Source organism: Kitasatospora sp. Ki12 (assembly GCF_054601375.1).
This window is the reverse complement of record NZ_BAAIHT010000004.1, coordinates 109,261-131,596: the sequence shown is the minus strand read 5'-3', so window position 1 is coordinate 131,596 and position 22,336 is coordinate 109,261. Positions and strand designations below refer to the sequence as shown.

The following is a 22,336-nucleotide window of genomic DNA, read 5'->3' as shown; positions in this document are numbered from 1 at the left end:
CCTAAATGGATGGTGCGGTGCGGGAGGTGGCCCGGTGCGCCCAAGCGGTCAGGGCGGGCAGCAGGTCCTCGGCGCGGTCTGCGGTCGCGGTGGCGGGGCCGTCGGCGCGGCCGAACCGGTCGATGTAGCCGGTGGCGGCGCCGACCGCGGCGGCCGGTTCGATGTCGTTGCGGTAGTGGTCGCCGATCGAGAGGAGCAGTTCGGCCGGGCGGTCGGCCAGGTTCGCCCCGATCCACCGGCTCAGGCCGGCCGGCTTGGCGGCGCCGGGGACGACCTCGTCGAAGGCGTCGGCCAGGCCCATCCGGGCCAGCAGCGGGGCCAGTCCCTCGGCGGGGCTGTTGGTGGCGAGGACGATCCGCACCTCGCCGCGCAGCTGCGCGTACAGGTCGATGAGCGGTTCGACCGGGTCCAGCGAGCAGGCCTCGTCGAGCATGTGGACCCGGCTGGCCAGGAAGGCCCGCTGCACGGTGGCGGGGTCGATGCGGTGGCCGTCGGCGAGCGCCTGGACCACGCTCCAGCCGTCCTCGGCGGCGCGCAGCAGTGCGGCCTCGGCCGGGTCCTCGCTGCCGTCGGCGGCGGCGGTGCCCTCGGCCAGGTAGCGCTCGAAGACGTCCAGGAACCGTACCGCCTCGGCGCGGTCCAGGGCTCCGGCGACCTGGCGCGCGTAGAAGCGGATCGGGTCGTCGCTGCGGTACACCGTGCCGTCGAAGTCGGAGACGATGACGGGTTGTTGACGCTCAGCCACGGACGCCTCCGGCGGCGGACAGGGCGCCGCGGATGAACTGCCGCTGCAGCACCAGGAAGAACACCATCACGGGCAGTGTGGTGAAGGTGACCGCCGCGGCCAGGCCGGGGAAGTCGGTGCCCTCGGCGGAGGAGAAGATCGACAGGCCGACCTCGACCGGCTGCACGGTGTTCGAGGAGTCCATGGTGCTGCTGGTCATGATGACCGGCCACAGGAAGGAGTTCCACGAGCCGAGGAAGACGTTGACGGCGATGATGAGCAGCGCCGGGCGGACCATCGGCATGCCGATCGAGCGCAGCACCCGCAGCCGGGAGGCGCCGTCCAGCGCGGCCGCGTCCAGGATCTCCTGCGGGATCGCCAGGAAGAACTGCCGGACCAGGAAGATCCCGAAGACGCTGGCGCCCCAGGGGATGATCTGGATCCAGTAGGTGTTCAGCAGGTGCAGGTCGTTGGCCAGTACGTAGTCCGGGATGATCAGCACCGTGCCGGGCATCATCAGCACCGAGAGCACCAGCAGGGTCAGCGCCTTGCGTCCGGGGAAGCGCAGCACGCCGAAGGCGAAGCCGGCCAGCAGCGAGGTGACCAGGCAGAGCAGCACCGTGCCGGAGGCGATCAGCACCGTGTTGGCGAACAGGCGCACCCACGGCGCCGCGTTCCAGGCGCGCGACCAGTTGGACCACTGCCAGTGCGGCCACAGCGCCGGCGGGAAGTTGCTGAACTCGCCGGGCTTCCCGAGGGAGATCACGACGGTCCAGTAGAAGGGGAAGACGAACGCGGCGCCGATCAGCAGGGCCAGCGCGAGCCGGGCGTAGTGCCCGGCTCGGCCGGCTCCACCGAAGGCCGGCCTCCTTCCCTTGCGGGAGGCGGTCTTCATCGGATCATCAGCCCTGGGTCTTGGCGGTGGCGCAGGCGTCCTGCGCGGTCTTCAGGGCGTCGGCGGGCGCCGCCCCGTTGTCCAGCACGTCCTGGATCGCGGTCGCCTCGTAGCCCTGGCACTTGAAGATCCAGTTGTACGGGGGCAGCGCGAAGGCGGTGTCGAGCTGGGAGACCGCGGCGGTCTCGTAGGGGTTCTGGGCGATGAAGTCCTGCATCTGCGGCAGCGCCTGCGGGGTGACCGGCAGGTAGCCGGAGGCGGCGGCCCAGCCGGCCTGCTCCTCCGGGCCGGTGATGAACTTCATGAACGCCCAGGCGGCGGCCTTCTGGTCGGCGGTGGCGTTCTTGAAGACCACCATGTTGGTGCCGGTCAGCTCGTTGACCGCGCCCTGCGGGCCGGACGGCAGGGCGGAGATGCCGAGGGTGAGCTTGTCGCCGACGGTCTTCTTCTCGAAGCCGTAGCCGGCCGCGGAGGAGATGTCGAAGGCGCCCTTGAGCGCGCCGAGCGCGGTCTCGCCCGGGTAGTTCTTGCCGGTGGCCAGCGCGTGCGCGTCCTTGAGCGACTTCAGGTAGGTCATCGCCTTGACCGCGCCGGCGTCGTTCAGGTGCGGGGTGCCGTCCGCGTCGTACAGGGCGCCGCCGTCGGCCTTGGTCAGGATCTCGAACCACTGGGTGCCGAAGGCGGCGCCGGCGGCCGTACCCGGGTCGATGGTCGAGCCGGTGACGCCGTTGGTGGAGACCGCCTTCATCGCGGTGGCGTAGTCGTCCCAGGTCTTCGGCTCGCTCTGGCCGGCCGCCTTGAGCATGTCGGCGTTGTAGAACAGGATCAGCACGCTCTTGTTGAACGGCCACATCCAGTTCTTGCCGTCGCCCAGCGCCAGGTCCTTCTGGACGCCCTTGTAGAAGCCGGCCAGCTGCGGCGGGGTGTCGGTGCCCGCCAGTTCGCTGATCGGGGTGATCGCGCCGCCGGACTGGAAGTAGGACGCCCAGCTCTCGTAGACCTGGCCGATGGTCGGCGCGTTGCCCGCCTGGACCTCGGCCTTCTCCTTGGTGTACATCGTCGCGTAGTCCGGGTCGCCCTGGAGCTTGACGGTGATGTTCGGGTACTTGGCCTGGAAGTCCGCGACCAGCTTGTCCATCGCCGGCTTCAGCGTGCCGATGGTCATCGCCTCCTCGAAGGTGATGGTCACCGGGGTGGTGGGGACGGCCAGTTCGTGGCCCGAGGGGGCGGCCGCGGAGCTGGAGCCGGCGGGGGTGCCGCCCCCGGCGCAGGCGGAGAGGCTGAGGGCCGCGACGGCGGCGACGGCGGCGGTGCGCACGCGCATGGGAGGGTGTCCGTTTCTTGTTCTGTGTGGGGCAGTACGGGTCGGGCGGGGACGAGCGGCGGAGCTCACGCGCGTGGGGACGCGCGGCGGGAGCTCGCACGGGCGGGGACGGACGGCGGGGCTCAGACGAGCGAGGACTCCGAACCGGCGGCGGTGCGCCGGCGGACCAGGGTGAACAGCACGGTGACGGCGAACAGGACCACGGCCAGCGCGGCTCCGTAGCCGGTGTCGCTCAGCACGAAGGCCTCCTGGTAGACCAGGTAGCTCAGGGTCGTGGTGGCGTAGACCGGACCGCCGCCGGACAGCGCGTAGAACTGGGTGAACGCCTGCAGCGAGGTGATCGCGGTGATCGCGACCACGAAGGTGGTGACCGGCCGCAGCTGGTGCCAGGTGATGTACCAGAACTCCTGCCAGGCCGAGCAGCCGTCCACCCGGGCCGCCTCGCTCAGCTCGTTCGGCAGGGTGGCGAGCCCGCCGAGGAAGACCACGGTGGTGAAGCCGACCTCGTGCCACAGGCTGTAGATGATCACCGCCGGCATCGAGGAGCCGGACGACTGCAGCCAGTCCGAGGTCGGCAGGTGGAGGCTGTGCAGCACCCAGTCGGCCAGCCCGAAGCGCGGGTTGAAGATCCAGACCCAGATCATCGAGGTGGCGATCACCGGGGTGGCGTGCGGCACGAACAGCGCCACCCGGGAGGCGTTCAGCAGCACGCCGCCGCGCTGCAGCAGCAGCGCCATGGCCAGCGAGACGGCGGTCCCGCCGATCACCATCGCCCCGCTGAAGTACAGCGAGTGCCACACGCTGGACAGGAAGGTCGGCTGGGTGGCGGCGAACAGGCGCTGGTAGTTGCCCACTCCCTTGAAGGTGGACATCGCCGGATTGAGCGCGTTCCACTTCCAGAGCGAGACGTAGAACGTGTAGCCGGTCGGAACGATGACGAAGGTGGCGAAGATCAGCACCGCCGGGGCCGAGTAGGCCCAGCCCCATCGGGTGGTGCGGAAGTCACGGGCCTGGTTCCGGCGGCGGGCGGGACGGCCCGGCACGGCGAGCGGCCGGGCGGTGGTCGTTGCGGTCACGCCGAGAACTGTGGCGAGCATCGGTTTCCGCAGGACCAAGTATTGATGAACAATTGACTACGTTCACCGCGCTTATTGGCTACTTGAGATATCCTGAAAGGCTTGGCACTCGTACAACCGACTCGCCCCCCGCCGACCCGCGCCCGCCTCCCGGCGAGCAACCTGTCGCACCGTCAGGACACGTGCCGGCCCACAGAAACCGCAGGCCCCTTCCGCCGGCGGAAGGGGCCTGCGGAAGGGGCCTGCACGTGGAGCCGGGACGCTCAGGGGTGCTGCGGGTCGGCCCGGTGGGCGGACCGGTCCGACAGCCGCACCGCGGCGAACGCGATCGCGTACCCGGCGGCGAACAGCACCACCGGCCGCAGGACGAACGGCAGGGCGTCCGCTTGGACGTCCACCAGCACGGGCCAGAGCAGCGGCGGCCCGGCCAGGACCGCCGTGGCCAGGGCCGCACGCCCCACCGTGCGCGCGGTGCAGGCGATGGCCACGCCGACGGCCACCGGGGCGGCGAAATCGAAACCGGTGTGGGCGGCCCGCTCTCCGAAGTAGCCGTCGGCCAGCGTCAGGGTGACCTCCGCGACGGTGATCGAGACGGCCACCGCCCACGGCGCGACCGGGCGCGGGTGCGACGTGCGGTCCGGCGGGGCGACCAGCAGGACCAGGGCGTTGAACGCGAGCAGTACGGTCTGGGAGTCGCGCAGTTCGGTGCTGTGCAGGGTCGCGAGCAACGGCGTGGCCACCACGGTGACCAGGGCCAGGGCCCTCGCCGCCGTCCAGCGTCCGGCCAGCACCGCGACCGCCATCAGCGCCGCCGGGGTGACCGCCAGCGCGGTGACGGCGACCGCCCGGGCATCGGAGGGCCCCAGCTCCTCGGCCCCGGGGCCGAGGACCAGCTGGACGGTGTACCAGAGGTGCCAGGCGGCGTAGGTGCCGGCCAGTACCGCGGCGAGCGGGGCGGCGGTGGCCAGCGCCCGGCCCATCGGCCGGTGGGAGACCAGGCCGAGCCGGACCCGGGCGCCGTGTCCCGCCACGTCGGCGACCTCGCGTAACCCGGCCAGCGGGCGCGCGGCGCGGACGCGGCGTTCGGCGTGGTCGGCGAGTTCGGCCAGCCCGTGGGTGCCGTAGGAGGCCGGGTAGAGGGTGAGGGCCCGGCGCAGCAGCCGGGTGTTCAGGGTGGTCCGGTCCGGGGTCATGCCGTGCCTCCGGCGAGTCGGTTGCGGGTGGTCGCCAGGCGCCGGTCGGCTTCGCGGAGGGCGGCCCGCAGCCGCTCGCTCTCGTCGGTGAGGGCCTGGGTGCCGGCCGGGGTGAGGGCGAAGACGCGCCGGGGGCGCCCGTCGACGGTCTCCTCCCTCTCGACCCTGATCAGCCCCTCGGCCAGCAGCCGGTCGAGGGTGCCGTACAGGGTGCCGGCGCCGAGCCGTACCCGGCCGCCGGAGATCGCGGCGACCTCGTCGCCGAGGGCGTAGCCGTGCCGCGGCTGGTCGGCGAGGGCGGTCAGCAGGAGGAAGGTTGGCTCCTGCATGGAGCGTTTCTTCGTCATGCCGATCACCATAGTACGGTCACCGTAGTGTCTGGCAAGGGGCGGCTGACCCGTCGTCAACGACCGCTGGAACGTCGCGGACCGAGGCCGGCTCCGGCGTCGCGCCCCGCCAAGTGTCGGGTCAACGTCGGGGCAACGTCGTGGCCCGCGGGCACCCGCCGCGGCGAGGATGGGAGCAGAGGCGCCGCCACCGCGCGGCGGCCCGCGAATGGCGGCGAGGACGGCCGCCGGAGGAGGAAGACGATGATGAAGCCCGGGACCCGCATGGCCCGCCTGGTCGCGATGGGCGTCCTCGCCGCGTCCGCGACCGTTCTGTCCGCCGGCGCCGCGAGCGCCACCTCGGGCCCCACCGGGGGCGGCGGTGTCAACCTCGGCCGGTTCTCGGAACCGGACTGCTACAAGCACGGGCAGGAGGCCGTCGACAGCCACCGGTACTCGCAGTTCTCGTGCGTGCGAGCCGTCAACCAATGGGGCAACACCTGGCTGGACGACCTCTGGGTGGCCTGACCCGGACGACCCCGACCCGGGTGCCCCCGACGCGACTGCCCCCGAGCCGGGCGACCCTGAAGTCGCTCAGGCGCGGGGGCGGTTCGGGCGACGCCCGGGTGCGGGGGAAGCGGGTTCAGTCGTCGATCGCGCCCAGCAGGTCGCGCAGCAGGTCGTTGAGCTGGGCGGCCCGCTCGGGGCCGAGGGCGTCCACGACGCGGCGCTGGGCGGCGAGTCCGGCGCTCACCGCTCCGTCGATGGTGGACCGGCCCTCGGGGGTGAGGTTGATCCGCAGGCCGCGGCGGTCGTTCGGGTCGGGGGAACGGGTGACCAGGCCGGCCCGCTCCAGTTTGTCCAGACGGCCGGTCATGCCGCCGGTGGTCAGCATCAGGGTGGCGGTCAGCTCGCGCGGCGAGAGCGAGAACGGCTCACCGGAGCGGCGCAGGGTGGCCAGCACGTCGAACTCGCCGCGGCCGATGCCGAACGGGGCGTACGCGCGCTCCATCCGGTCGCCCATGCCGCGGGAGAGCCGGAAGATCCGCCCGAAGGTCTCCATGGCGTGCAGGCACTCCGTCAGGTCGGGCCGCTCCCGGCGCCACTGGGCGGCGATCGCGTCCACCGCGTCCGGGGTGACGGTGACGCGGTGCGGGTCCGGGGCGGGGTGGAAACCCTGGGCGGTGTGGAAGCCCGGGGCGGGGTGCGGGCTCGGGGTGGGGTCGGCGCTGTCGGTCATGCGGTCAAGTGTGGCACAGGGTCACTTGCCGGAAAGAAGCTTGACAGCAATTAGCTTACTGCTAAGTTACTCACATGCTTTCGAAAAGGAGCCCGGGCTTCCCCGGCGAACGCAGCCTGATGACGGCCCTGGCCATCGACGCCCTCGGCAACGGCATGTACGTGCCGTTCAGCCTGGTCTTCTTCCGCCACGTCACCGGCCTGCCGCTGACCGTCATCGGACTGGTCCTCACCGCCACCGGCCTGCTCGCGATGGTCGCGCTGCCCCTGGTCGGCACCGCCGTGGACCGCTTCGGCGCCCGCCGCATGCAGATCGCCCTCCACCTGGTCCGGGCCGCCGGGTTCGCCGTCTACCCCTTCGCCTCGTCGCTGCCCGCCTTCGTCGCCGTCACCCTGGTCACCGCCGTGGCGACCCGCGGCTACCCGGCCGTCCAGCAGGCCAGGATCGGCGAACTCGCCTCCGGCACCGCCCTGGAGCGCGTCAACGCCCTCGGCCGCAGCCTCGCCAACGCCGGCCTCGGCGCCGGCAGCATGCTCGCCGCCCTGCTGGTCGGCCTGGCCGGCGACGGCGGCTACACCGTCGCCGCCCTGCTCAACGCCGTCAGCTTCCTGGCCGCCGCCGCCCTGGTCCGCCGCGTCCCGGACGGCCGCGCCGAGGCCGCCGCCGGCCCGGCCCCGAGCGGCACCGGACAGATCGGCTACCGCGCGGTCCTGGCCGACCGGCCCTTCCTCGGCCTGGCCACCGCCAACCTGCTGATCTCCCTCGGCTACGCCGCGCTCGCGGTCCTGCTCCCGGTGTACGTGACGAGCGTCCTGCACGCCTCCGCCTCGCTGGCCGGCCTCGCCTTCGCCGTCAACACCGTGCTCTGCGCCGCCCTCGGCGTCCCCGCCGGCCTCGCCGTGCGCCGCTTCACCACCCGCAACCGGGCCGCCGCCACCGGCGCCGCGCTGTTCGCCGCCGGGTTCCTCGCCCAGGCCCTGCTGGTGCCCGCCGCCGGAGGCTTCACCACCGCCGGACTGCTGGCCGTGGTCGTCGTGATCACCCTCGGCGAGATCGTCCACAACCCCGCCGCCGCGGCCCTGGTCACCGACACCGCCCCGGCCGCCGTCCGCGGCCGCTACATGGCCGCCTACCAGCTCTCCTGGTCGCTGTCCGCCGCCCTCGCCCCCTCGCTGCTCACCGGCCTGCTGACGCTCGACAGCCGACTGCCCTGGCTCGTCCTGGCCGCCACCGGACTGGCCGGCGCCGGCCTCCTGCTCCGCCTGGAGCGCCGCCTCCCGGCCCGGGCCGTCCGCCCCGGAGCCCGGCAGGACGACCTGACCACCGCGGCCTGAGCCCGGACGCAAGGCCCTCCCCCTCCGCCCCCGCCTGGCCGGTCGTCCACACCACGACCGGCCAGGCGGGGGCGGAGACCTGTCGGGCAGAACCCCGTCGAGCAGAGGCCCGCCCGACGGCACCGGCGTCACACGCGCGGCCGTCGGCGGCTGGCGGGCCCGACCCCGCGCCGGATGCTGGTGGCATGCCCCTCCCCCGCTACGGTGTGGCCGCCGGCACCTTCCACTCCTTCACCCGCGACCCGTCCCACGACTTCGGGCACTGGTACCACGGCCACCTCACCCTCGCCACGCCCGACGGCCCCTGCGCCTCGGCCCTCGACGTCGACGCGCCGCGCGACACGGGCGTCGCCTACCGGGTGGTCGACGACCTGACGGTGGAGCACATCGCCGCCGTCCGGGCCCTGCCCGACGGGTTCCACCCGCTGGCCTCCACCCCGGCCTCCGGCGCGCTCGACTACGCGCGCAGCCCCATGCTCCAGGACACGGCCTGGCTCGCCGCGGCCGCCGCGCTGTTCCGCAGGGTCCGCCTCGCCGTGACCCGCCCCGCGCCCGGCTCCCCCGCGTTCGGCCCGGACCTCGCCGACCGGCTGGCCGCCCGGCTGCCGGAGCGCACGGCCCGCGCCTTCCCCTGGGTGCGCAGCAACGGCGACAACGCGCTGGACGTCCTGCTCCCGCACGTCCGGGCCGCGAGCCGGATCTACGTCTTCGGGCAGCGCTTCGACCACGGGCTCGGCGTCCACGACGTCCACCTCAACCAGGGCGACCCGGTCGACAGCCCCTGGTACCCGGACAACGGGATCTGGCAGGACGGCGCCGTGGTGTGCGAGCACTCCGACGGGCGAGTGGTGGTCTGGCAGATCAAGTTCGACACCCAGGTCCTGACCACGGACGACGCCGGCCACCCCCGCTGAACCCGGCGGCCGCCCCGACCCGTTGAGCGCGGGCGAGGCTGGAGGCCCCGCGGCGACACCACGGCCGGGCGCCGGAAGGCGCAGTCCGGCGGGCCCCCGGGGCACGGCTGCGTGACGATCGGCAGGACGGCAGGACGGCGGTCCGTGCGCCGGCCGCCGGCAGAAGGGCTCGCCATGACCATCGACCGACGCCGTTTCCTGGCCACCCTCGGGGCCGCCACCGCGCTGGCCGTCCGCGCCGCTCCCGCCCGCGCCCTGACCGCCTTCCCGCCCCGCGACCGCGTCTGGGCGGACGCGCCCCCCGACTGGCAGGCGCTGCGGCAGCGGCTGGGCGGCCGGCTGGTGCTCCCCGCCGACCCCGGCTACGGAACCGCCCGGCTCGGGTACAACAAGCTGAACGACGGTCAGCTGCCGGCCGCGGTCGCCCGGTGCGTGTCGGCCGACGACGTCCGGGCCTGCCTGGACGTGGCGCGCGGCCACGGGATCCCGATCGCGGCCCGCAGCGGCGGCCACGGCTACCTGGGCTACAGCGTCCCCGACCGGGGCCTGGTGATCGACCTGCGCGGCATGGCCGACGTCGTGGTGCGCCCCGACGGCACCGCCGAGGTCGGGGCCGGCGCCCGGCTGATCGAGGTGTACGCGGCGCTCGCCCAGGCGGGCCGGCTGCTCCCGGGCGGCAGCTGCCCGACCGTCGGGATCAGCGGCCTGACCCTGGGCGGCGGCATCGGCGTGCTGGCCCGCGCGTACGGGCTCACCTGCGACCGGCTGGCCTCGGCCGAGCTGGTGACCGCCGACTCGCGCGCGCTCACCGCCTCGCCCACCGAGGAGCCCGGCCTGTACTGGGCGCTGCGCGGCGGCGGTGGCGGCAACTTCGGCGTGGTCACCCGGTTCGCCTTCGCCACCGCGCCCGCGCCCGGCCTGACGGTCTTCGTGCTCGCCTTCCCGGCCGGCTCGGTGACCCAGGTGCTCGGGGCCTGGCAGCAGTGGGTGGCCGGGGCCCCGTACGAGCTGTGGGCCAGCTGCCAGGTCTCCGGCGGCAGCCCGCCGTCCTGCCGGGTCGTCGGCTGCTGGGTGGGCGACCCGGGCGGCGTGAACCCGCTGCTCGACCGGCTGGTGCGGGCGGCCGGCACCACCCCGGGCTCGCGCACCGTCACCGCCAAGGACTACCTGGGCGCGATGAGGTTCATGGCGGGCTGCTCGAACGACACCATCGCCCAGTGCCACCCCACCTGGGAGGGCGGCGTCCTGCCCCGGGCGGGCTTCGTCGCCGTCTCCCGGATGCTGGGCCCGGCGCCGCTGGACCCGGCGAAGGTCACCGGGCTGATGGCCGGGCGCAGCGGTGTCGACCTGCTGCTCGACTCGCTGGGCGGCGCGGTCGGCCGACCCGCCCCGGACGACACCGCCTTCCCGCACCGCGACTCCCTCGCCAGCGCCCAGGTCTACGCGAGCGCCACGCCGCTCAGCGAGGACCGGGCGCGCGCCACCGTGGACGCGATCCGCGACGGGCTGGCCGGGCTCGGCGCGCGCGGCGCGTACGTCAACTACATCGACGACACCCTGCCCGACTGGGGCCGCGCCTACTACGGCGCGAACCTGCCCCGGCTGAAGGAGGTGGCCCGCCGCTACGACCCGGACGGCGTCTTCGCCTTCCCCCAGTCCGTGACGGCCGCCTGAGCCGGCCTGAGGCCGCCTCCGGACAAGGGCGGGGCCGTGCGGGGCGGGGCCGTGCGGAGTCGGACGGGGCGGGTTGAGAGGATCGCCTCATGGAATTCGACGATCCGGCCGTCATGCGCCGACTGTGCGGGGAGCGGCTCGGCCCGGAGGCCGGGCGGCAGTTCGCGGCACTGGCCCGGCCCGGCTTCCGGCTGGTCCCGGCCTCGCAGGAGGCGCCCGCCGCCGGCCGGTCCCGGCTCGGCGGGCCCGCGCTGCTCGAACCGGGCACCCCGTGGCCGGAGTCGACGGGCGTCCCGCTGTCCCTGCACGCCGTGCTCGACACCGACGCGCTCGCCGGGTGGCTCGGGGAGCGACTGCCCGTCCGGCCGGGCCTGCTGAACTTCTTCTACCTCGACCCGGACGTGCCGTACGAGGAGTACCGCGAGCTGGACATGTACGGTCCCGGTGCCGGGCGGGTGGTTCCCGCCGATCCCGCGCGGGCGGTCGCCGTGACCGCCCCCGAGCCCGCCCGCCGCTACCCGGCACGGCCCGTCCACGCGGCCGAGGTGACCATGCTCCCCGACTGCTGGGACGTCGAGGACGACGACCTCACGTACGACGAGGACCGGCACTGGGGCGCGCCCTCGCTCATCCTCGGCGAGATGGACGACCTCAACGGGAACACCACCGGCCACCACCGCGCCTTCGGCTGGCCCGACACCTCGTACACGGTGCGGGTGACCACCCGCGACGACGACGGCCCCGCCGTCCACCTGCTCCAGCTCGCCGAGGACACCGACCTCGGATGGGGCTGGGGCGACGCCGGGACGGTGTACTTCACCATCCCCGCCGGGGCGCTCGCGGCGGGCGACTTCGGCAAGGCCGTGGCGACCGGCCTCTGCTGCTGAAACCGGCGGCCGGCTGCGCGCCGGGCCGGCCGTCCTTTTCCGGGTACGGCAAGGGAGTTGGTGGCCTGATCCCGGTGCGTATCGAGGCGGCGCGCGGTGCCTTCCGCCCGCGCGGCTTCTCCCAGGGCAGAACGCCGCTCCCTTCCCCCGGCGCCCCGGATCCCTAGGCTGAAGGAGTGAGCACTCAAGCGCCGAACGAAGCCCGCGTCATCCCCCTTCGCCCGCAGGCCGTTCCGCCCGCGGACGGCGGGGCCCGCCCCCAGCAGCGGCCGGCCGCCGCCCCGCCGGCACCCGCCCCGCGCGAGCCCCTGTGGCGCGACCTCGTCGGCGACGCGCTGCGGCGCGAGCGGCTCGCCCAGGAGCGCACGCTGAAGGACGTCGCGGAGGAGGCCCGGATCTCGATGCCGTACCTGTCGGAGCTGGAGCGCGGGCGCAAGGAGGCCTCCTCCGAGGTGCTCGCGGCCGCCGCCCGGGCGCTCGGCCTCGGCCTCGGCGACCTGATCTCGCTCGCCCAGGACGAACTGGCCCGGTACGGCCGGAGCCAGGTCGGCCGGGCGGGCCGGGCCGGCCAGGTGCGCCGCAGCGGCACGGCGCCCACGGCACGGTACGACGGGCTCTGCCTCGCCGCCTGAGCTTCGCCGCCTGACCGGGCCGGCGGCCGGTACACCCCCGTGGTACCGGCCGCCGGCCCGGCCATCCGCCACGGGCGCGCGCTCAGGCTCAGGCTCAGGCTCAGGCTCAGGCTCAGGCGAAGGGGAGCCGCCGGCTCAGCACCTCGTCGGCGATCCCGTAGGCGACGGCCTCCTCGGCGCTCAGCACCTTGTCCCGGTCCATGTCCGCGCGCAGCGTGGCCACGTCGTGCCGGGTGTGCCGGGACAGGACCTCCTCCACCTGCGAGCGGATGCGGACCATCTCCTTGGCCGCGAGGCTGAGGTCGGAGACCGTCCCCTGCCGGCCGCCGCTGGCGGGCTGGCCGAGCAGCACCCGGGCGTGCTGGAGCACGAAGCGCCGCCCGGGGTCCCCGCCGGCCAGCAGCACGGCGGCCGTCGACGCCGCCTGGCCGACGCAGAAGGTGGAGATCGGGGCCTGCACGAAGGTCATCGTGTCGTAGATCGCCATCAGTGAAGTGAACGATCCGCCGGGCGAGTTGAGGTAGATCGAGATCTCCCGCTCCGGGTTCTCCGACTCCAGGTGCAGGAGTTGGGCGATGACCACGTTGGCGACGCCGTCGTCGATCTCGGTGCCGAGGAAGATGATCCGCTCGTTCAGCAGCCGGCTGAAGACGTCGTAGGAGCGCTCGCCCTGCGCGGTGCGCTCGATGACGTAGGGAACCGTGTACGACCCCATGTCACAGCCCCATCCGTCGACGCGTCGAGGCCGGGCGGATGTCGGCGAGCGACTCCACCACCCGGTCCACGATCCCGTACTCCCTGGCCTGTTCGGCCGTGAACCAGCGGTCCCGGTCGCCGTCGCGCGCGATGGTCTCCTCGCTCTGCCCGGTGTGCTCGGCGGTGATCCGCTCGATGGCCTCCTTGGTGAACTGCAGGTTCTCCGCCTGGATCACGATGTCCGCGGCGGTGCCGCCGATGCCCGCCGACGGCTGGTGCATCATGATCCGCGCGTTCGGCAGCGCGAACCGCTTGCCGCGCGCCCCCACGGTGAGCAGGAACTGGCCCATGCTGGCGGCGAACCCCATCGCCAGCGTGGACACGTCGTTGGGGACGAGCCGCATGGTGTCGTAGATCGCGAGGCCCGCGGTGACCGACCCGCCGGGGCTGTTGATGTAGAGGCAGATGTCGGTGTGCGGGTCCTCCGCCGACAGCAGCAGCAGCTGCGCGCACACCCGGTTGGCCGACACGTCGTCGACCTGGGTGCCGAGCAGGACGATCCGCTGCGCGAGCAGCTGCGCCGCGAGCTGGTCGTCGAAGGCGCTGGGCGGGGTGTCGCCCTCCCCCGCGCGGGGCGGGAGCGTGGTGCGGGCAGTCATCGGGGCCTCCTCGTCGGGGCGGTGGTGCCGTCGACTCCCACTCTTGCCCCCGGAGGACCCCCGGCCCCGGTTTCTCTGCCCCCCGCAGATTCGCCACGGGCAGAGCACCCCGGGAACCCGCCCGTCATGCCGTCAACGCTGCTGGTCGCACCCGCCGCAGTGGCGTTCCGCGGTGCGCCAGGCGGCGGTGACGGCGTGGCGGGCGGTGGCCGTCGCCTCGCCGGTGTCGCCGGCCAGGTGGAGCGGGGCGCCGAGGTGGACGTGCAGGGCGGGGCGGCGCAGCGGGGCGGTGGCGAAGCCGGCGAGCTGTTTGGCGGCGCCGCCCGAGCTCAGGCGGCGGGCGCCGCACTGGCCGAGCGGGACCACCGGGGCGCCGCTGGCCGCGGCGAGCCGGGCCAGGCCGGTGCGGAAGGCGCCGGGTTCGGTGTCGCGGGAGTCCCGGTGCTTCGGCAGGCCGCCCTCGCCGTAGATCAGGACGACCCGGCCGGCCGCGAGCGCCGCGGCGGCCGAGTCGAGGGCGCCGGCCGCCCGGGCCGTGCCGCGGTGGACGGGGATGTGCCCGCCGGTGCGCAGCACCCGGCCGAGCACGGGCACCCGCCACAGGCCGGCGGTCGCCATCACGACCGGTTCGGTGCCCAGGCGGCGCAGTGCGGCCAGCACCACGCCCGGGTCGGCGAGCGAGCTGTGGTTGGCCGCGACGATGCTGCCCGGGGCGACCGGGCCCGCCACCTCGGAGGTGACGGACAGGCGGCCGAGGACGGGCACCAGGGTGCCGGCGATCCGGCTGAGCATGACGGGTCCCTCCGGGCGTTCGGCGGGCTGGTCCCGCTCTCCGTCCCGCCATCGTGGCGCAGCGCCGCCGGCGGCCGCCTGAGTGGCCGTACTCAATCCGGGCCGGGTACGGGCCGGTCGGCTGCTGTGTTCAGGGGCGCCCGGCTCAGGACGCCCGGCTCAAGGCGCCCGGCTCAGGGGGCGGCGAACAGCCCCGGGAAGGCCGGGGCCAGCCACGGCCGGCGGCCCCAGGCGAGGACCTTGCCGCGGAGGAGGGAGCCGACGGCGGTGGAGCGGCCCAGCGCGATGAGGAAGAACGCCACCGGCTCGGTGAGGATCGTGCAGTCCGGGCGGCGCGGCGGTTCCTGGCTCACCGTGGCGGCGCCGTCCGTGAAGGTCACCGCGAACCCGCCCAGGCCGCGCACCCGCAGCCGGTAGCAGGCGTTGTGGCCGGCCGCGGCGCGGGCGTCGGTCACCCGGGGCATGGCCGTGCGCAGGAACGGCATCGCCAGCGCGACGCGGTGGCGGTCGATCGGATGCGGCCGGCCCTGACGGCGATGTCGTAGAGGTGGCCCAGCATGTGGGTCAGCAGGTAGGCGCCGAGGGTGTCCAGGTCCATCGGGCCGAGCGGGGTGCGCACCGGCTCGGTGCCGGCCCGCGGGCCGGCGGCCGCCGTGAACTCCCGTGCCCACCGGGCGATCTGCTCGGCGAGCACGGCCGGGTCCCGCTCCGGCCGGGCGGCCAGCGAGGCCGCGTTCGCCGCCGCCAGCGAGGCCACGGTGCCGTCCCCGTACGGCCGTTGCTCGCCGGCGGCCAGAGCGGCCATCAGCTCGTTGGCCATCGCCAGGTGGGCGGCGGCCTCCGCGACCGTCCACTCGGCGCCGGCTATCGGGGTGTCGCCGCGACAGCCTGCGAGCAGGGCGACGGCCTCGTCGCCGACCGCGGTGACGGCCGCGAAGAGCGCGGTGCGAGCGGCGGCGTCCAGGGCGGCGGCGTCCGGGGCGGCGGCGTCCGGGGCGGCGGCGCCGGGCTCGGGGAGAGGGAGATTCATGGTCGTGCACACTGGCCGACTCCCGTACCCGCTGTCCAGACCCGCGACGGGCCGGGTCCGCGCCGACGCCCGCCGGCCCGGTTGGGCGGCCCGGCTGGGCCCTCCGGCTGGGCACTCCGGCTGGGCGGCCTGGGGTGTCGGAGGGCGTCGCTACGATGCCCGGCATGGGCTACACCACGGAATTCACCGGCCGGATCGCCGTCGATCCGCCGCTCAACGAGCAGGAGATCGCCTACCTGCGAAAGTTCGCCGGCACCAGGCGCATGGACCGTGCCAACGGCCCCTACTACGTCGACGGCACCGGCTTCGCGGGACAGGGCCACGACGCGGACATCCGCGCGTTCAACGAGCCCCCGGCGGGCCAGCCCGGCCTGTGGTGCAAGTGGGAGCCCACGGATGACGGGGCCGCGATCGAATGGAACGGCCAGGAGAAGTTCTACGGCGCCCCCGAGTGGATGGCCTACCTGGTCGACCACTTCCTGAAGCCCGGCGGGCACGCCCGGGGCGAGGCCGGGTTCGAGGCCTTCACCTTCGACCACGTGCTCAACGGCGTAATCGACGCGCAGGGCGAGGAGCCCTGGGACACCTGGCAGCTGACGGTGCGCGACAACGCGGTGTCCGCGTCCGAGCCCGTGGATCCGGAGACGGCGTGGCTCTGCGGAGGCTGCCTCACCGTGGTCGCCGACGAGGACACCCCGTGCTGCCCGGGGTCGGAGCCGGTGCTCGCGGACGTCGGGTAGGGCCGTACGGGGGTCACCGCGTGCCGTGGACCGCCACCGTGCCGTGCAGCACCCGGCCCTCCCGCTGCTCCCGTTCGAGCCGGCGGGTGAACTCCTCGATGCGCGCCTCGATGCGCGCCTCGGCGTCCTGCTCGGCCGGTCCGGGTACAGGTCCGGGTACGGGCGGCCGGGTGTGCGGCGGCAGGATGGTCACCACGGCCCGGCCCCGCTGCCCGGCCGCCGCCAGCCAGCCGGGTGACGCCTCGACCGGTGAGCCCGGCTCCCAGCCCTGACGGCCGCCGACCAGGACGAGCCGTCGCACCCGGCCGTCGGCGACCTCTACGGCGCCGGTGGTCTCCGGGGGTTCGCCGGCGGCGACCGTGAAGCCGCTGTCGACCGCGGCCTCCAGCAGATCGGCGTGGAGGCCGGCGCCGACCTCCACGATCAGTTCCGCGACCGGCGGCCCCTGCCTCATCTCGCGGACGGCCAGCGCCCACACCACCGGCCCCCGGGCCCCGCCGTCGTCCGTCTCGCTCGCCACGACGGTTCAACGAGCAGCGGCGGCTTCCGTGGCGACCACCCGTGCCCGGGTCCAGGACCGAGTTCGTCGACGTCCTCCTGTACTGCCCGCCGAACACCACCGTCACCAAGGGCTGGGTCAGCCACACCCCGTGACCCGGAGCTCCGGTTCCCGCTGCGCCGCCGTCCCGCGGGCGCGGTCGCTCGCGGGGTCGCTTCTGGACCGTCAGGCAGTCCGGACGTTCAGGAGCCGGCCGCCGTCCGGAGCGCCGGGGCCGCTCCGCTCAGGACGGTGGCGACGGCGCGCGTCACGAAGTCCTCCTCGACCGGGAGGCGGCGGAACACGATCCGGATCCAGGCGGCTCCGGCCAGGAGGTCGACCAGGAGCATCGGGTCCGCGTCCGGGGGGAGTTCGCCGCGGGCGACGGCGCGTTCGAAGACCGGCTGTTCGCGGGCGAGCCGGTCGGCGAAGAACTCGCGGACGTGGCCCGCCAGTTCGCCGCTGTGGGTGACCGCTCCCAGCGTGGCGACGGCGACCTCGGCGGCCGGCGACACGGTGAGCAGGGCCGTCAGGGATCGCAGCAGGGCCTCCAGGTCGCCGCGGAGGCTGCCGGTGTCGGGCGGGACGAGGTCGAGGTGGCGGCCGCCGATCAGCGCGGCGCCGAGCAGGGCCCCCTTGGAGGACCACCAGCGGTAGATGGTGGTCTTGTTGACCCCGGAGCGCTCGGCGACCCCTTCGATGGTCAGCCCTTCGTACCCCCGCTCCGCGAGCAGGTCGAGGGTGGCATCGAAGATCTCCTGCGACCTGCGCGGGCCGGTGCCGCGCCGCGCCTCCTGCTGCTCCTTGGACATGGGGCCAGGCTAACACCGGCACAACGCAACGGTGCGTTGCGTTTGCGTGTTAGCCTGACCCGTATGAAGCCCGAAGAGCCCGCGCCGCACGCCCGTTCGGCACCGACCGCCCGGATCTGGGACCTGGCGGAGTCCCTGGAGATGCCCGTCCCGCCGGACGTCGTCTACGCGGCCGTCGCGGACGTCCGCCGGATGAAGGAGTGGAGCCCGGAGGTGATCTGGACGTGGCGCCGCGGCCGCCGCTTCACGGGCTTCAACCGGCGGGGCGGCTGGGTCTGGTTCACCGGCTGCCGGATCGTCATCGCCGACCCCGGCCGGGAGTTCGCCTTCGACGTCACCGGTTTCGGCCTCCCGATCGCCCGCTGGGGCTACCGGATGGCGCCGACGGCCGAGGGGACGCTGGTCACCGAGTACTGGCACGACCACCGCCGGCACGGCTGGCGCCGACGGATCGCCGAGACGCTCGGACTGCTCTGCACCGGGACCCCTGCCGCCCTGCGCGCCGAACGCAACCGCGACGGCATGCGCGTCACCCTCGGCCGGCTCCGCGCCGCCGTCGGGCAGAGCGCCTGACGGAACACCCCAGACAGGCCCCTACCGCTCGTCGCCGGCCAGGTAGGCCGCGGCCTCGGCGAAGGCCCGGACGCGGGCGGTGGCGTGCCCGCGCGGCCAGACCAGGCCCCATTCGAGCGGCGGCGCGCCGTCGAGGGGGACGTAGGCGACGTCGGGGCGCGGGTAGTAGCGCCGGGCGTGGGCGCCGACGGGCAGGACCCCCTGCCCGGCCCCGACGTGGGTGAGTGCCTCCTGGACGCTCTCGGCCGCCGGGCCTGGCACCCGGTCCGCCCGGCGCGGCGGCACGGCCATGCCCTCCGGCAGCCGTACCACCGGCACGCCCGCCAGGTCCTCGGCCGAGGCGCCGCCCGGGCGGTCGAGGGGGTGGCCGGCGGGGACGGCGAGCATCCGCGCCTCGCGTACCAGGACGGGGCCGCAGACGATGTCGGGCTCGTGCACCGGGAGGGGGCCGAGGCACAGGTCGGCGTCGCCGTCCCGCAGCCAGCGGACCGCCTCCGTCGGCCGGGCCTCCTTGAGCCGCACCTCGCAGTCGGGGGCCCGCTCCCGGAACAACTCGTTGACCCCGATGAGGAGTTGTCCGGCGGCGGCGCCGACGTAGGCGACCCGCAGGCTGCCGGACAGGCCCCGCCCGGCGTCGACGGCTCCTTGCAGTGCCGCGCCGACGGCCGCCCAGGCCGGCCTCAGTTCCTCCGCCAACTTACGCCCGAGCGGGGTGAGTTCGACGCGGCGGCTGGTGCGCTCGAACAGTGCCGCCCCCACCCGCCGCTCCAGCTTGCGGATGGTCTGGCTGACCCGTGCGGTGGACACCCGCAGCCGCTCGGCGGTGCGCCCGAAATGCAGTTCCTCCGCGAGGGCCAGAAACGACTCCACCTCGTACCGCTCGATCACACGCCACCCCGTCGTTAAGCCCGAGTTCACGATCATTGCGCAGAGCGGCGTTGTTCGCCAACGAGCACGGCAGCAGAGTGGGGGACGTCGCAACCGACCCTCCCGCTCGATCCCGTCCCACGGAGAACACCATGACGACCCACGCCCCGCAGGCCGCCCCGGCCCACCTCCCGCAGGCCCTGGCCGCGAAGCCCGACGACACCGCCGCGGTCGTCGCCGAACTGCGCGACCGCGCCGAGATCACCGACGCCCTCTACCGGTTCGCCCTCGGCCAGGACCTGAAGGACCGCGCGCTCTTCGCCTCGGCCTTCACCGCCGACGCGGAGCTGGACTTCCGTCCGGCGGCCGCCCGTTGGGGCGCCGAGCCGCCCCTGATGACCGGCCGGGACGCCATCGTCGACGCCATCCTGGCCATGTTCACCGGCCGGGTCGACACCACCCACCAGGTCACCAACCCGCGTGTGCGGGTCGACGGGGACACCGCCCGCCTCACCGCGCTGGTCGAGGCCCAGCACCTGCTCACCGCCGCCCCGGCCACCCACGCCCTGCTCAAGAACCCCTACACCGTCGACCTGGTGCGCGACGGCGACCGCTGGCTCATCCGGCGGATGCGCATCGACAACACCTGGTTCACCGGCGACCCGACGGCGATCTTCGGCGCCTGACCGCCTGCCTGACCGCCCGGCCGCACCTTCCACGCGGACGACCCGCCCGCACCTTCCCGCAGGTCACCGGCCTCCTGCCGCACCCGGGGCGAGGATCCCGGCCGCCGCGTCGCGGACGGCGGCGGCCGGGGTGTGCGGGGCGGTGAGGTGGGCGGCGTGGCCCTGGCCGGTGAGGGTGACGGTCCGGGCGTCGGGCAGGACGGCGGCCAGGTCGGCGAGGCGCTCGCGCAGGTGGGCGGGGCTGAGGTCGCCCTCGATCAGGGTGGTCGGGACGGCGAGCGCGGCGTAGCGGCCGGTGCCGACGCCGAGGGCGTCGAGGGCCTCGTCGTCCGCGATCTGCGCCGCCGCGTGGGCGCACACCAGGGACCGCAGGTGCGGGTCGGCGAGCATGCCGTCGACCAGGTGTCCGGGGACGCGCACGATGTCCCGCAGGTGGATCCGCATCGCCTCGACCGGGTCGCCGGCCTCGATCGCCGCCCGGGCCCGCGCTCCCGCCGCTCCGGCGACCAACTCCCGGGTGGGCAGCGGCGGTTCGTAGAGGACGAGTCCGGCGAAGGCCGTCGGGGCGAGCCGGGCGGCCTCCAGTGCGGCCACGGCGCCCGAGGAGTGGCCGACGAGGACCACCGGCGGCTCCAGCAGGCCGGCGACGGCGAGGACGTCGGCCGCCTCGACGGCCATCGTGTGCGGCAGGACGGGGGCCGCGCCGGGGGCGTAGAGGCGCCGGTGGATCCTGACGACGCGGTGGTCGCCGGTGAGGTGGGCGGTGACGCCGTCCCAGGACGTCGCGTCCCCGCCGCCGGGGTGGACCACCAGCAGGGCCGGTCCGGCGCCGTCGTCCAGGGCGGTGACGGGCCGGCCGTCGCGGGAGGGTGTGCGCAGTTCGCTCATGGGCACCAGCGTGCCCCCGGGCGCCCGCATCCCACCGGCGGGGCGCTGTCAGGCCGCTGACACCGGGTCCGCGAGGGCCTGAAAAGTGCCGTCAGGGCCCGGGCGCCGGGCCGGCCGCGACGCAGAACTCGTTGCCCTCCGGGTCGGCCATCACGACGTGGTGCCCGTCGAACTCGGCCAGGACGGCGCCGCCCGCCGCCACCAGCCGCTGGGCCTCCGCCCTGATCCGCGCCCACCGCTCGGCCGGGCTGCCGTGGCCGGGCACCCGGATGTCGAGGTGGAGCCGGTTCTTCGCGGTCTTCGGCTCGGGGACCTTGAGGATCGACAGCCGGGGCCCGGCGCCGTCGGGGTCGCAGAGCCAGGCGCCGTCGTCCGCGCCCTCGTCCTCCGGGAGGTCGAACTGCGCGAGCCACTCCTCGCGGGTCCGGAACGGCGGGGGCGGCGGCTCGTCCACGTACCCGAGGGCCGTCTTCCAGAACGCGGCGAGGAGGGTCGCGTTCGCGCAGTCGAGGGTCAGGTCGATTCTGGCTGCCATGCCAGGACCGTAGTGGGTGCCGGTGACACCGGCCGGGTACGACGCGGGGACCGCACCGCGGGTCTCAGCGCCGCAGCCTCTCGGCGGGGCGCAGCAGTATCTGATGGATCGTCAGAAATACGGGAGGCCGGGGAAATCCACCGACCACACACCGACCCCTGTTCGGCCGCCGCCCAGGACCGACAGAATCACCCGTATGACAACCACCACGGTCGCGCCGCCCACAGGCGCCACTCCCGTCGACCTCGCCCGGGGATTCCTGACGGGTGGTGTGATCGGGGTGTCGCTCACCGCCTTCATCGTCGGCTGCGCCCTCGGGAAGCCGCCGCTGATCGTCGGGGCGCTGGCCCTGCTCGCGGTCTACGGCCTGCTGTTCTTCCTCGCCGGTGCGCCGCGCCGGGCCCGGGAGGCGGCCCTGGCGCCCCGCACGGCGCTCGCGCTGATCGAGGGCATGGAGGCCAAGCAGGGCGAGGAGACGGACGTCCCGGTGCGCTTCGACCTCACCGTCGCGCCGGAGGACGCCTCCGCCTTCCGCATCCGGATATCCGAGGGCGTCCACGTCTCCGAGCTGCCCGACTACCGCCCGGGCCGGGTCCTGGTGGTCCAGTACCCGCCCGACCGGCCGTGGCGGCTGCGGATCGTGAAGCGGCCGACCCCCGCCTGGGAGGAGCGGGCCGCCGGCGCCGCCATCGACTCGGCGCCCGGGCCGGCCGTGGCGGGCGACCGGGCGGAGGGCTGCGCCTGGGGCTTCGTCACGCTCCTCGGTCTGCTGCTGGGCGCGGCCGCCGTGGTGCTGTTCTTCCGCGCCGAGCTGTTCGGGGGAAGTGCCGACGCGCAGCCGGCTCCCCCCGAGCAGTCCGTCTCCGTCACCTCGTCGAGCTCGAGCACGAGCGTGGTCACGACCTCGGCCACCGGCACGGTCTCCTTCGGCCCGGGCCGGTCGATGCTGGACCGGGGCGCGCTGCGGGAGGCCGTCGAGTCGCTCACCGAGGGCGGGGACGGCAAGCAGGCGCTCACCGTCGTCGTGCGGGAGCAGCTGCTGACGGTGGTGTTCTCCCCCGCCGGCGTGGACGCCCCGGCGTTCGACCCGCGGTCGCTGCCCTTCGACCGGGTGCCCGCGCTGGTCGAGGAGGCCGGAACCACGCTCGGCGTCGACTCGCCGCAGACCTGGCAGCTCTCCGCGGACCGGGTGACCGGCTCCCTGACGATCCGGGTCAGCGTGACCGGCGTGGGCGGCTCGGCCTCGCTGGAGGCGGACGGGCAGGGCGTGGTCGTGCGGCGCAGCCCGGCCCGCTGAGGGC

The 22,336-nt window shown here is 74.6% G+C and carries 27 protein-coding genes; 10 read left to right on the top strand and 17 right to left on the bottom strand.

What is annotated here, in order from left to right:
* Nucleotide 1: 1 nt before the first annotated feature.
* From ACYP53_RS40160 to ACYP53_RS40135, 6 genes are all read right to left on the bottom strand, one after another.
* Complete coding sequence (locus ACYP53_RS40160; protein WP_459651077.1) at nucleotides 2–745, bottom strand: HAD family hydrolase; 744 nt, start codon at nucleotides 743–745, stop codon at nucleotides 2–4.
* On the bottom strand, nucleotides 738–1,619 hold the full coding sequence (locus ACYP53_RS40155; RefSeq protein WP_189925893.1) for a carbohydrate ABC transporter permease: 882 nt from the start codon (nucleotides 1,617–1,619) through the stop codon (nucleotides 738–740). Before ACYP53_RS40155 ends, ACYP53_RS40160 begins: the two co-directional genes overlap by 8 nt.
* A gap of 7 nt (nucleotides 1,620–1,626) precedes the next feature.
* On the bottom strand, nucleotides 1,627–2,943 hold the full coding sequence (locus tag ACYP53_RS40150; RefSeq protein WP_459651076.1) for an extracellular solute-binding protein: 1,317 nt from the start codon (nucleotides 2,941–2,943) through the stop codon (nucleotides 1,627–1,629).
* A 122-nt stretch (nucleotides 2,944–3,065) separates the two neighbouring features.
* Nucleotides 3,066–4,019, bottom strand: coding sequence for a carbohydrate ABC transporter permease (locus ACYP53_RS40145; protein WP_189925889.1), 954 nt, complete (start codon nucleotides 4,017–4,019; stop codon nucleotides 3,066–3,068).
* Between the two features lie 263 nt (nucleotides 4,020–4,282).
* The gene (locus ACYP53_RS40140) at nucleotides 4,283–5,212 is read right to left on the bottom strand and encodes a hypothetical protein (RefSeq protein ID WP_459651075.1); all 930 of its coding nucleotides are present in this window, start codon (nucleotides 5,210–5,212) and stop codon (nucleotides 4,283–4,285) included.
* Complete coding sequence (locus ACYP53_RS40135; RefSeq protein ID WP_459651074.1) at nucleotides 5,209–5,559, bottom strand: PadR family transcriptional regulator; 351 nt, start codon at nucleotides 5,557–5,559, stop codon at nucleotides 5,209–5,211. Before ACYP53_RS40135 ends, ACYP53_RS40140 begins: the two co-directional genes overlap by 4 nt.
* Before the next feature lie 243 nt (nucleotides 5,560–5,802).
* On the opposite strand from ACYP53_RS40135, the gene ACYP53_RS40130 reads away from it, so the two are divergent.
* Nucleotides 5,803–6,066 (top strand): hypothetical protein, encoded by a 264-nt coding sequence (locus tag ACYP53_RS40130; RefSeq protein WP_459651073.1) that lies wholly within the window; start codon nucleotides 5,803–5,805, stop codon nucleotides 6,064–6,066.
* Nucleotides 6,067–6,181: 115 nt separating this feature from the next.
* On the opposite strand, the gene ACYP53_RS40125 is transcribed toward ACYP53_RS40130, so the two are convergent.
* Nucleotides 6,182–6,778, bottom strand: a complete 597-nt coding sequence (locus tag ACYP53_RS40125; RefSeq protein WP_459651072.1) for a MarR family winged helix-turn-helix transcriptional regulator — start codon at nucleotides 6,776–6,778, stop codon at nucleotides 6,182–6,184.
* Nucleotides 6,779–6,852: 74 nt separating this feature from the next.
* Here ACYP53_RS40125 and ACYP53_RS40120 point away from each other — a divergent pair, with 74 nt between their 5' ends.
* From ACYP53_RS40120 to ACYP53_RS40100, 5 genes are all read left to right on the top strand, one after another.
* Nucleotides 6,853–8,112: an MFS transporter gene (locus ACYP53_RS40120; protein ID WP_459651071.1), complete on the top strand. Its 1,260-nt coding sequence runs from the start codon at nucleotides 6,853–6,855 to the stop codon at nucleotides 8,110–8,112.
* 185 nt (nucleotides 8,113–8,297) lie between these two features.
* Nucleotides 8,298–9,026, top strand: a complete 729-nt coding sequence (locus ACYP53_RS40115; protein ID WP_189925879.1) for a DUF2278 family protein — start codon at nucleotides 8,298–8,300, stop codon at nucleotides 9,024–9,026.
* A 174-nt stretch (nucleotides 9,027–9,200) separates the two neighbouring features.
* Entirely contained in the window at nucleotides 9,201–10,700 is a 1,500-nt protein-coding gene (locus tag ACYP53_RS40110; protein WP_459651070.1) for an FAD-binding oxidoreductase, read from the top strand.
* Between the two features lie 89 nt (nucleotides 10,701–10,789).
* Complete coding sequence (locus ACYP53_RS40105) at nucleotides 10,790–11,587, top strand: DUF1963 domain-containing protein (protein WP_459651069.1); 798 nt, start codon at nucleotides 10,790–10,792, stop codon at nucleotides 11,585–11,587.
* 176 nt (nucleotides 11,588–11,763) lie between these two features.
* Nucleotides 11,764–12,219, top strand: a complete 456-nt coding sequence (locus tag ACYP53_RS40100; protein ID WP_459651068.1) for a helix-turn-helix domain-containing protein — start codon at nucleotides 11,764–11,766, stop codon at nucleotides 12,217–12,219.
* 112 nt (nucleotides 12,220–12,331) lie between these two features.
* Here the strand turns inward: ACYP53_RS40100 and ACYP53_RS40095 are convergent, their stop codons facing one another.
* From ACYP53_RS40095 to ACYP53_RS40075, 5 genes are all read right to left on the bottom strand, one after another.
* The gene (locus ACYP53_RS40095; RefSeq protein ID WP_189925871.1) at nucleotides 12,332–12,934 is read right to left on the bottom strand and encodes a ClpP family protease; all 603 of its coding nucleotides are present in this window, start codon (nucleotides 12,932–12,934) and stop codon (nucleotides 12,332–12,334) included.
* A 1-nt stretch (nucleotide 12,935) separates the two neighbouring features.
* Complete coding sequence (locus ACYP53_RS40090; RefSeq protein ID WP_189925869.1) at nucleotides 12,936–13,574, bottom strand: ClpP family protease; 639 nt, start codon at nucleotides 13,572–13,574, stop codon at nucleotides 12,936–12,938.
* A gap of 132 nt (nucleotides 13,575–13,706) precedes the next feature.
* The gene (locus ACYP53_RS40085; protein WP_459651067.1) at nucleotides 13,707–14,366 is read right to left on the bottom strand and encodes a lysophospholipid acyltransferase family protein; all 660 of its coding nucleotides are present in this window, start codon (nucleotides 14,364–14,366) and stop codon (nucleotides 13,707–13,709) included.
* Between the two features lie 173 nt (nucleotides 14,367–14,539).
* A complete protein-coding gene (locus ACYP53_RS40080; RefSeq protein WP_459651066.1) occupies nucleotides 14,540–14,821 on the bottom strand; it encodes an SCP2 sterol-binding domain-containing protein in 282 nt (93 codons plus the stop codon).
* On the bottom strand, nucleotides 14,818–15,396 hold the full coding sequence (locus ACYP53_RS40075) for a maleylpyruvate isomerase N-terminal domain-containing protein (RefSeq protein ID WP_459651065.1): 579 nt from the start codon (nucleotides 15,394–15,396) through the stop codon (nucleotides 14,818–14,820). The genes ACYP53_RS40080 and ACYP53_RS40075 overlap by 4 nt, the downstream gene beginning before the upstream one ends.
* 164 nt (nucleotides 15,397–15,560) lie before the next feature.
* Here ACYP53_RS40075 and ACYP53_RS40070 point away from each other — a divergent pair, with 164 nt between their 5' ends.
* Nucleotides 15,561–16,136, top strand: coding sequence for a hypothetical protein (locus tag ACYP53_RS40070; RefSeq protein WP_229929242.1), 576 nt, complete (start codon nucleotides 15,561–15,563; stop codon nucleotides 16,134–16,136).
* A gap of 13 nt (nucleotides 16,137–16,149) precedes the next feature.
* Here the strand turns inward: ACYP53_RS40070 and ACYP53_RS40065 are convergent, their stop codons facing one another.
* Together ACYP53_RS40065 and ACYP53_RS40060 are read right to left on the bottom strand one after the other, a co-directional pair.
* Entirely contained in the window at nucleotides 16,150–16,656 is a 507-nt protein-coding gene (locus ACYP53_RS40065; RefSeq protein WP_459651064.1) for a hypothetical protein, read from the bottom strand.
* 221 nt (nucleotides 16,657–16,877) lie between these two features.
* Complete coding sequence (locus ACYP53_RS40060) at nucleotides 16,878–17,486, bottom strand: TetR/AcrR family transcriptional regulator (RefSeq protein ID WP_459651063.1); 609 nt, start codon at nucleotides 17,484–17,486, stop codon at nucleotides 16,878–16,880.
* 63 nt (nucleotides 17,487–17,549) lie between these two features.
* Between ACYP53_RS40060 and ACYP53_RS40055 the strand changes: the two genes are divergently transcribed.
* A complete protein-coding gene (locus ACYP53_RS40055) occupies nucleotides 17,550–18,059 on the top strand; it encodes an SRPBCC family protein (RefSeq protein ID WP_459651062.1) in 510 nt (169 codons plus the stop codon).
* A 21-nt stretch (nucleotides 18,060–18,080) separates the two neighbouring features.
* On the opposite strand, the gene ACYP53_RS40050 is transcribed toward ACYP53_RS40055, so the two are convergent.
* On the bottom strand, nucleotides 18,081–18,947 hold the full coding sequence (locus ACYP53_RS40050) for a LysR family transcriptional regulator (RefSeq protein ID WP_459651061.1): 867 nt from the start codon (nucleotides 18,945–18,947) through the stop codon (nucleotides 18,081–18,083).
* A 131-nt stretch (nucleotides 18,948–19,078) separates the two neighbouring features.
* Between ACYP53_RS40050 and ACYP53_RS40045 the strand changes: the two genes are divergently transcribed.
* Nucleotides 19,079–19,612 carry a nuclear transport factor 2 family protein gene (locus ACYP53_RS40045; protein ID WP_459651060.1) on the top strand — a complete coding sequence of 178 codons (534 nt, stop codon included), beginning with the start codon at nucleotides 19,079–19,081 and terminating at the stop codon, nucleotides 19,610–19,612.
* A 63-nt stretch (nucleotides 19,613–19,675) separates the two neighbouring features.
* Here the strand turns inward: ACYP53_RS40045 and ACYP53_RS40040 are convergent, their stop codons facing one another.
* Nucleotides 19,676–20,500 carry an alpha/beta fold hydrolase gene (locus ACYP53_RS40040; RefSeq protein WP_459651059.1) on the bottom strand — a complete coding sequence of 275 codons (825 nt, stop codon included), beginning with the start codon at nucleotides 20,498–20,500 and terminating at the stop codon, nucleotides 19,676–19,678.
* A 91-nt stretch (nucleotides 20,501–20,591) separates the two neighbouring features.
* Nucleotides 20,592–21,035, bottom strand: a complete 444-nt coding sequence (locus ACYP53_RS40035; protein ID WP_189925851.1) for a VOC family protein — start codon at nucleotides 21,033–21,035, stop codon at nucleotides 20,592–20,594.
* 196 nt (nucleotides 21,036–21,231) lie between these two features.
* Here ACYP53_RS40035 and ACYP53_RS40030 point away from each other — a divergent pair, with 196 nt between their 5' ends.
* A complete protein-coding gene (locus tag ACYP53_RS40030) occupies nucleotides 21,232–22,332 on the top strand; it encodes a hypothetical protein (RefSeq protein WP_459651058.1) in 1,101 nt (366 codons plus the stop codon).
* Nucleotides 22,333–22,336: the final 4 nt, after the last annotated feature.

Coding starts and splice junctions, on each gene's coding strand:
- ACYP53_RS40155 (WP_189925893.1), bottom strand. CDS start 1,619: ATGAAGACCGCCTCCCGCAAGGGAAGGAGGCCGGCCTTCGGTGGAGCC.
- ACYP53_RS40150 (WP_459651076.1), bottom strand. CDS start 2,943: ATGCGCGTGCGCACCGCCGCCGTCGCCGCCGTCGCGGCCCTCAGCCTC.
- ACYP53_RS40140 (WP_459651075.1), bottom strand. CDS start 5,212: ATGACCCCGGACCGGACCACCCTGAACACCCGGCTGCTGCGCCGGGCC.
- ACYP53_RS40135 (WP_459651074.1), bottom strand. CDS start 5,559: ATGACGAAGAAACGCTCCATGCAGGAGCCAACCTTCCTCCTGCTGACC.
- ACYP53_RS40130 (WP_459651073.1), top strand. CDS start 5,803: ATGATGAAGCCCGGGACCCGCATGGCCCGCCTGGTCGCGATGGGCGTC.
- ACYP53_RS40125 (WP_459651072.1), bottom strand. CDS start 6,778: ATGACCGACAGCGCCGACCCCACCCCGAGCCCGCACCCCGCCCCGGGC.
- ACYP53_RS40120 (WP_459651071.1), top strand. CDS start 6,853: ATGCTTTCGAAAAGGAGCCCGGGCTTCCCCGGCGAACGCAGCCTGATG.
- ACYP53_RS40115 (WP_189925879.1), top strand. CDS start 8,298: ATGCCCCTCCCCCGCTACGGTGTGGCCGCCGGCACCTTCCACTCCTTC.
- ACYP53_RS40110 (WP_459651070.1), top strand. CDS start 9,201: ATGACCATCGACCGACGCCGTTTCCTGGCCACCCTCGGGGCCGCCACC.
- ACYP53_RS40105 (WP_459651069.1), top strand. CDS start 10,790: ATGGAATTCGACGATCCGGCCGTCATGCGCCGACTGTGCGGGGAGCGG.
- ACYP53_RS40095 (WP_189925871.1), bottom strand. CDS start 12,934: ATGGGGTCGTACACGGTTCCCTACGTCATCGAGCGCACCGCGCAGGGC.
- ACYP53_RS40090 (WP_189925869.1), bottom strand. CDS start 13,574: ATGACTGCCCGCACCACGCTCCCGCCCCGCGCGGGGGAGGGCGACACC.
- ACYP53_RS40085 (WP_459651067.1), bottom strand. CDS start 14,366: ATGCTCAGCCGGATCGCCGGCACCCTGGTGCCCGTCCTCGGCCGCCTG.
- ACYP53_RS40075 (WP_459651065.1), bottom strand. CDS start 15,396: ATGAATCTCCCTCTCCCCGAGCCCGGCGCCGCCGCCCCGGACGCCGCC.
- ACYP53_RS40070 (WP_229929242.1), top strand. CDS start 15,561: ATGGGCTACACCACGGAATTCACCGGCCGGATCGCCGTCGATCCGCCG.
- ACYP53_RS40060 (WP_459651063.1), bottom strand. CDS start 17,486: ATGTCCAAGGAGCAGCAGGAGGCGCGGCGCGGCACCGGCCCGCGCAGG.
- ACYP53_RS40055 (WP_459651062.1), top strand. CDS start 17,550: ATGAAGCCCGAAGAGCCCGCGCCGCACGCCCGTTCGGCACCGACCGCC.
- ACYP53_RS40045 (WP_459651060.1), top strand. CDS start 19,079: ATGACGACCCACGCCCCGCAGGCCGCCCCGGCCCACCTCCCGCAGGCC.
- ACYP53_RS40040 (WP_459651059.1), bottom strand. CDS start 20,500: ATGAGCGAACTGCGCACACCCTCCCGCGACGGCCGGCCCGTCACCGCC.
- ACYP53_RS40035 (WP_189925851.1), bottom strand. CDS start 21,035: ATGGCAGCCAGAATCGACCTGACCCTCGACTGCGCGAACGCGACCCTC.
- ACYP53_RS40030 (WP_459651058.1), top strand. CDS start 21,232: ATGACAACCACCACGGTCGCGCCGCCCACAGGCGCCACTCCCGTCGAC.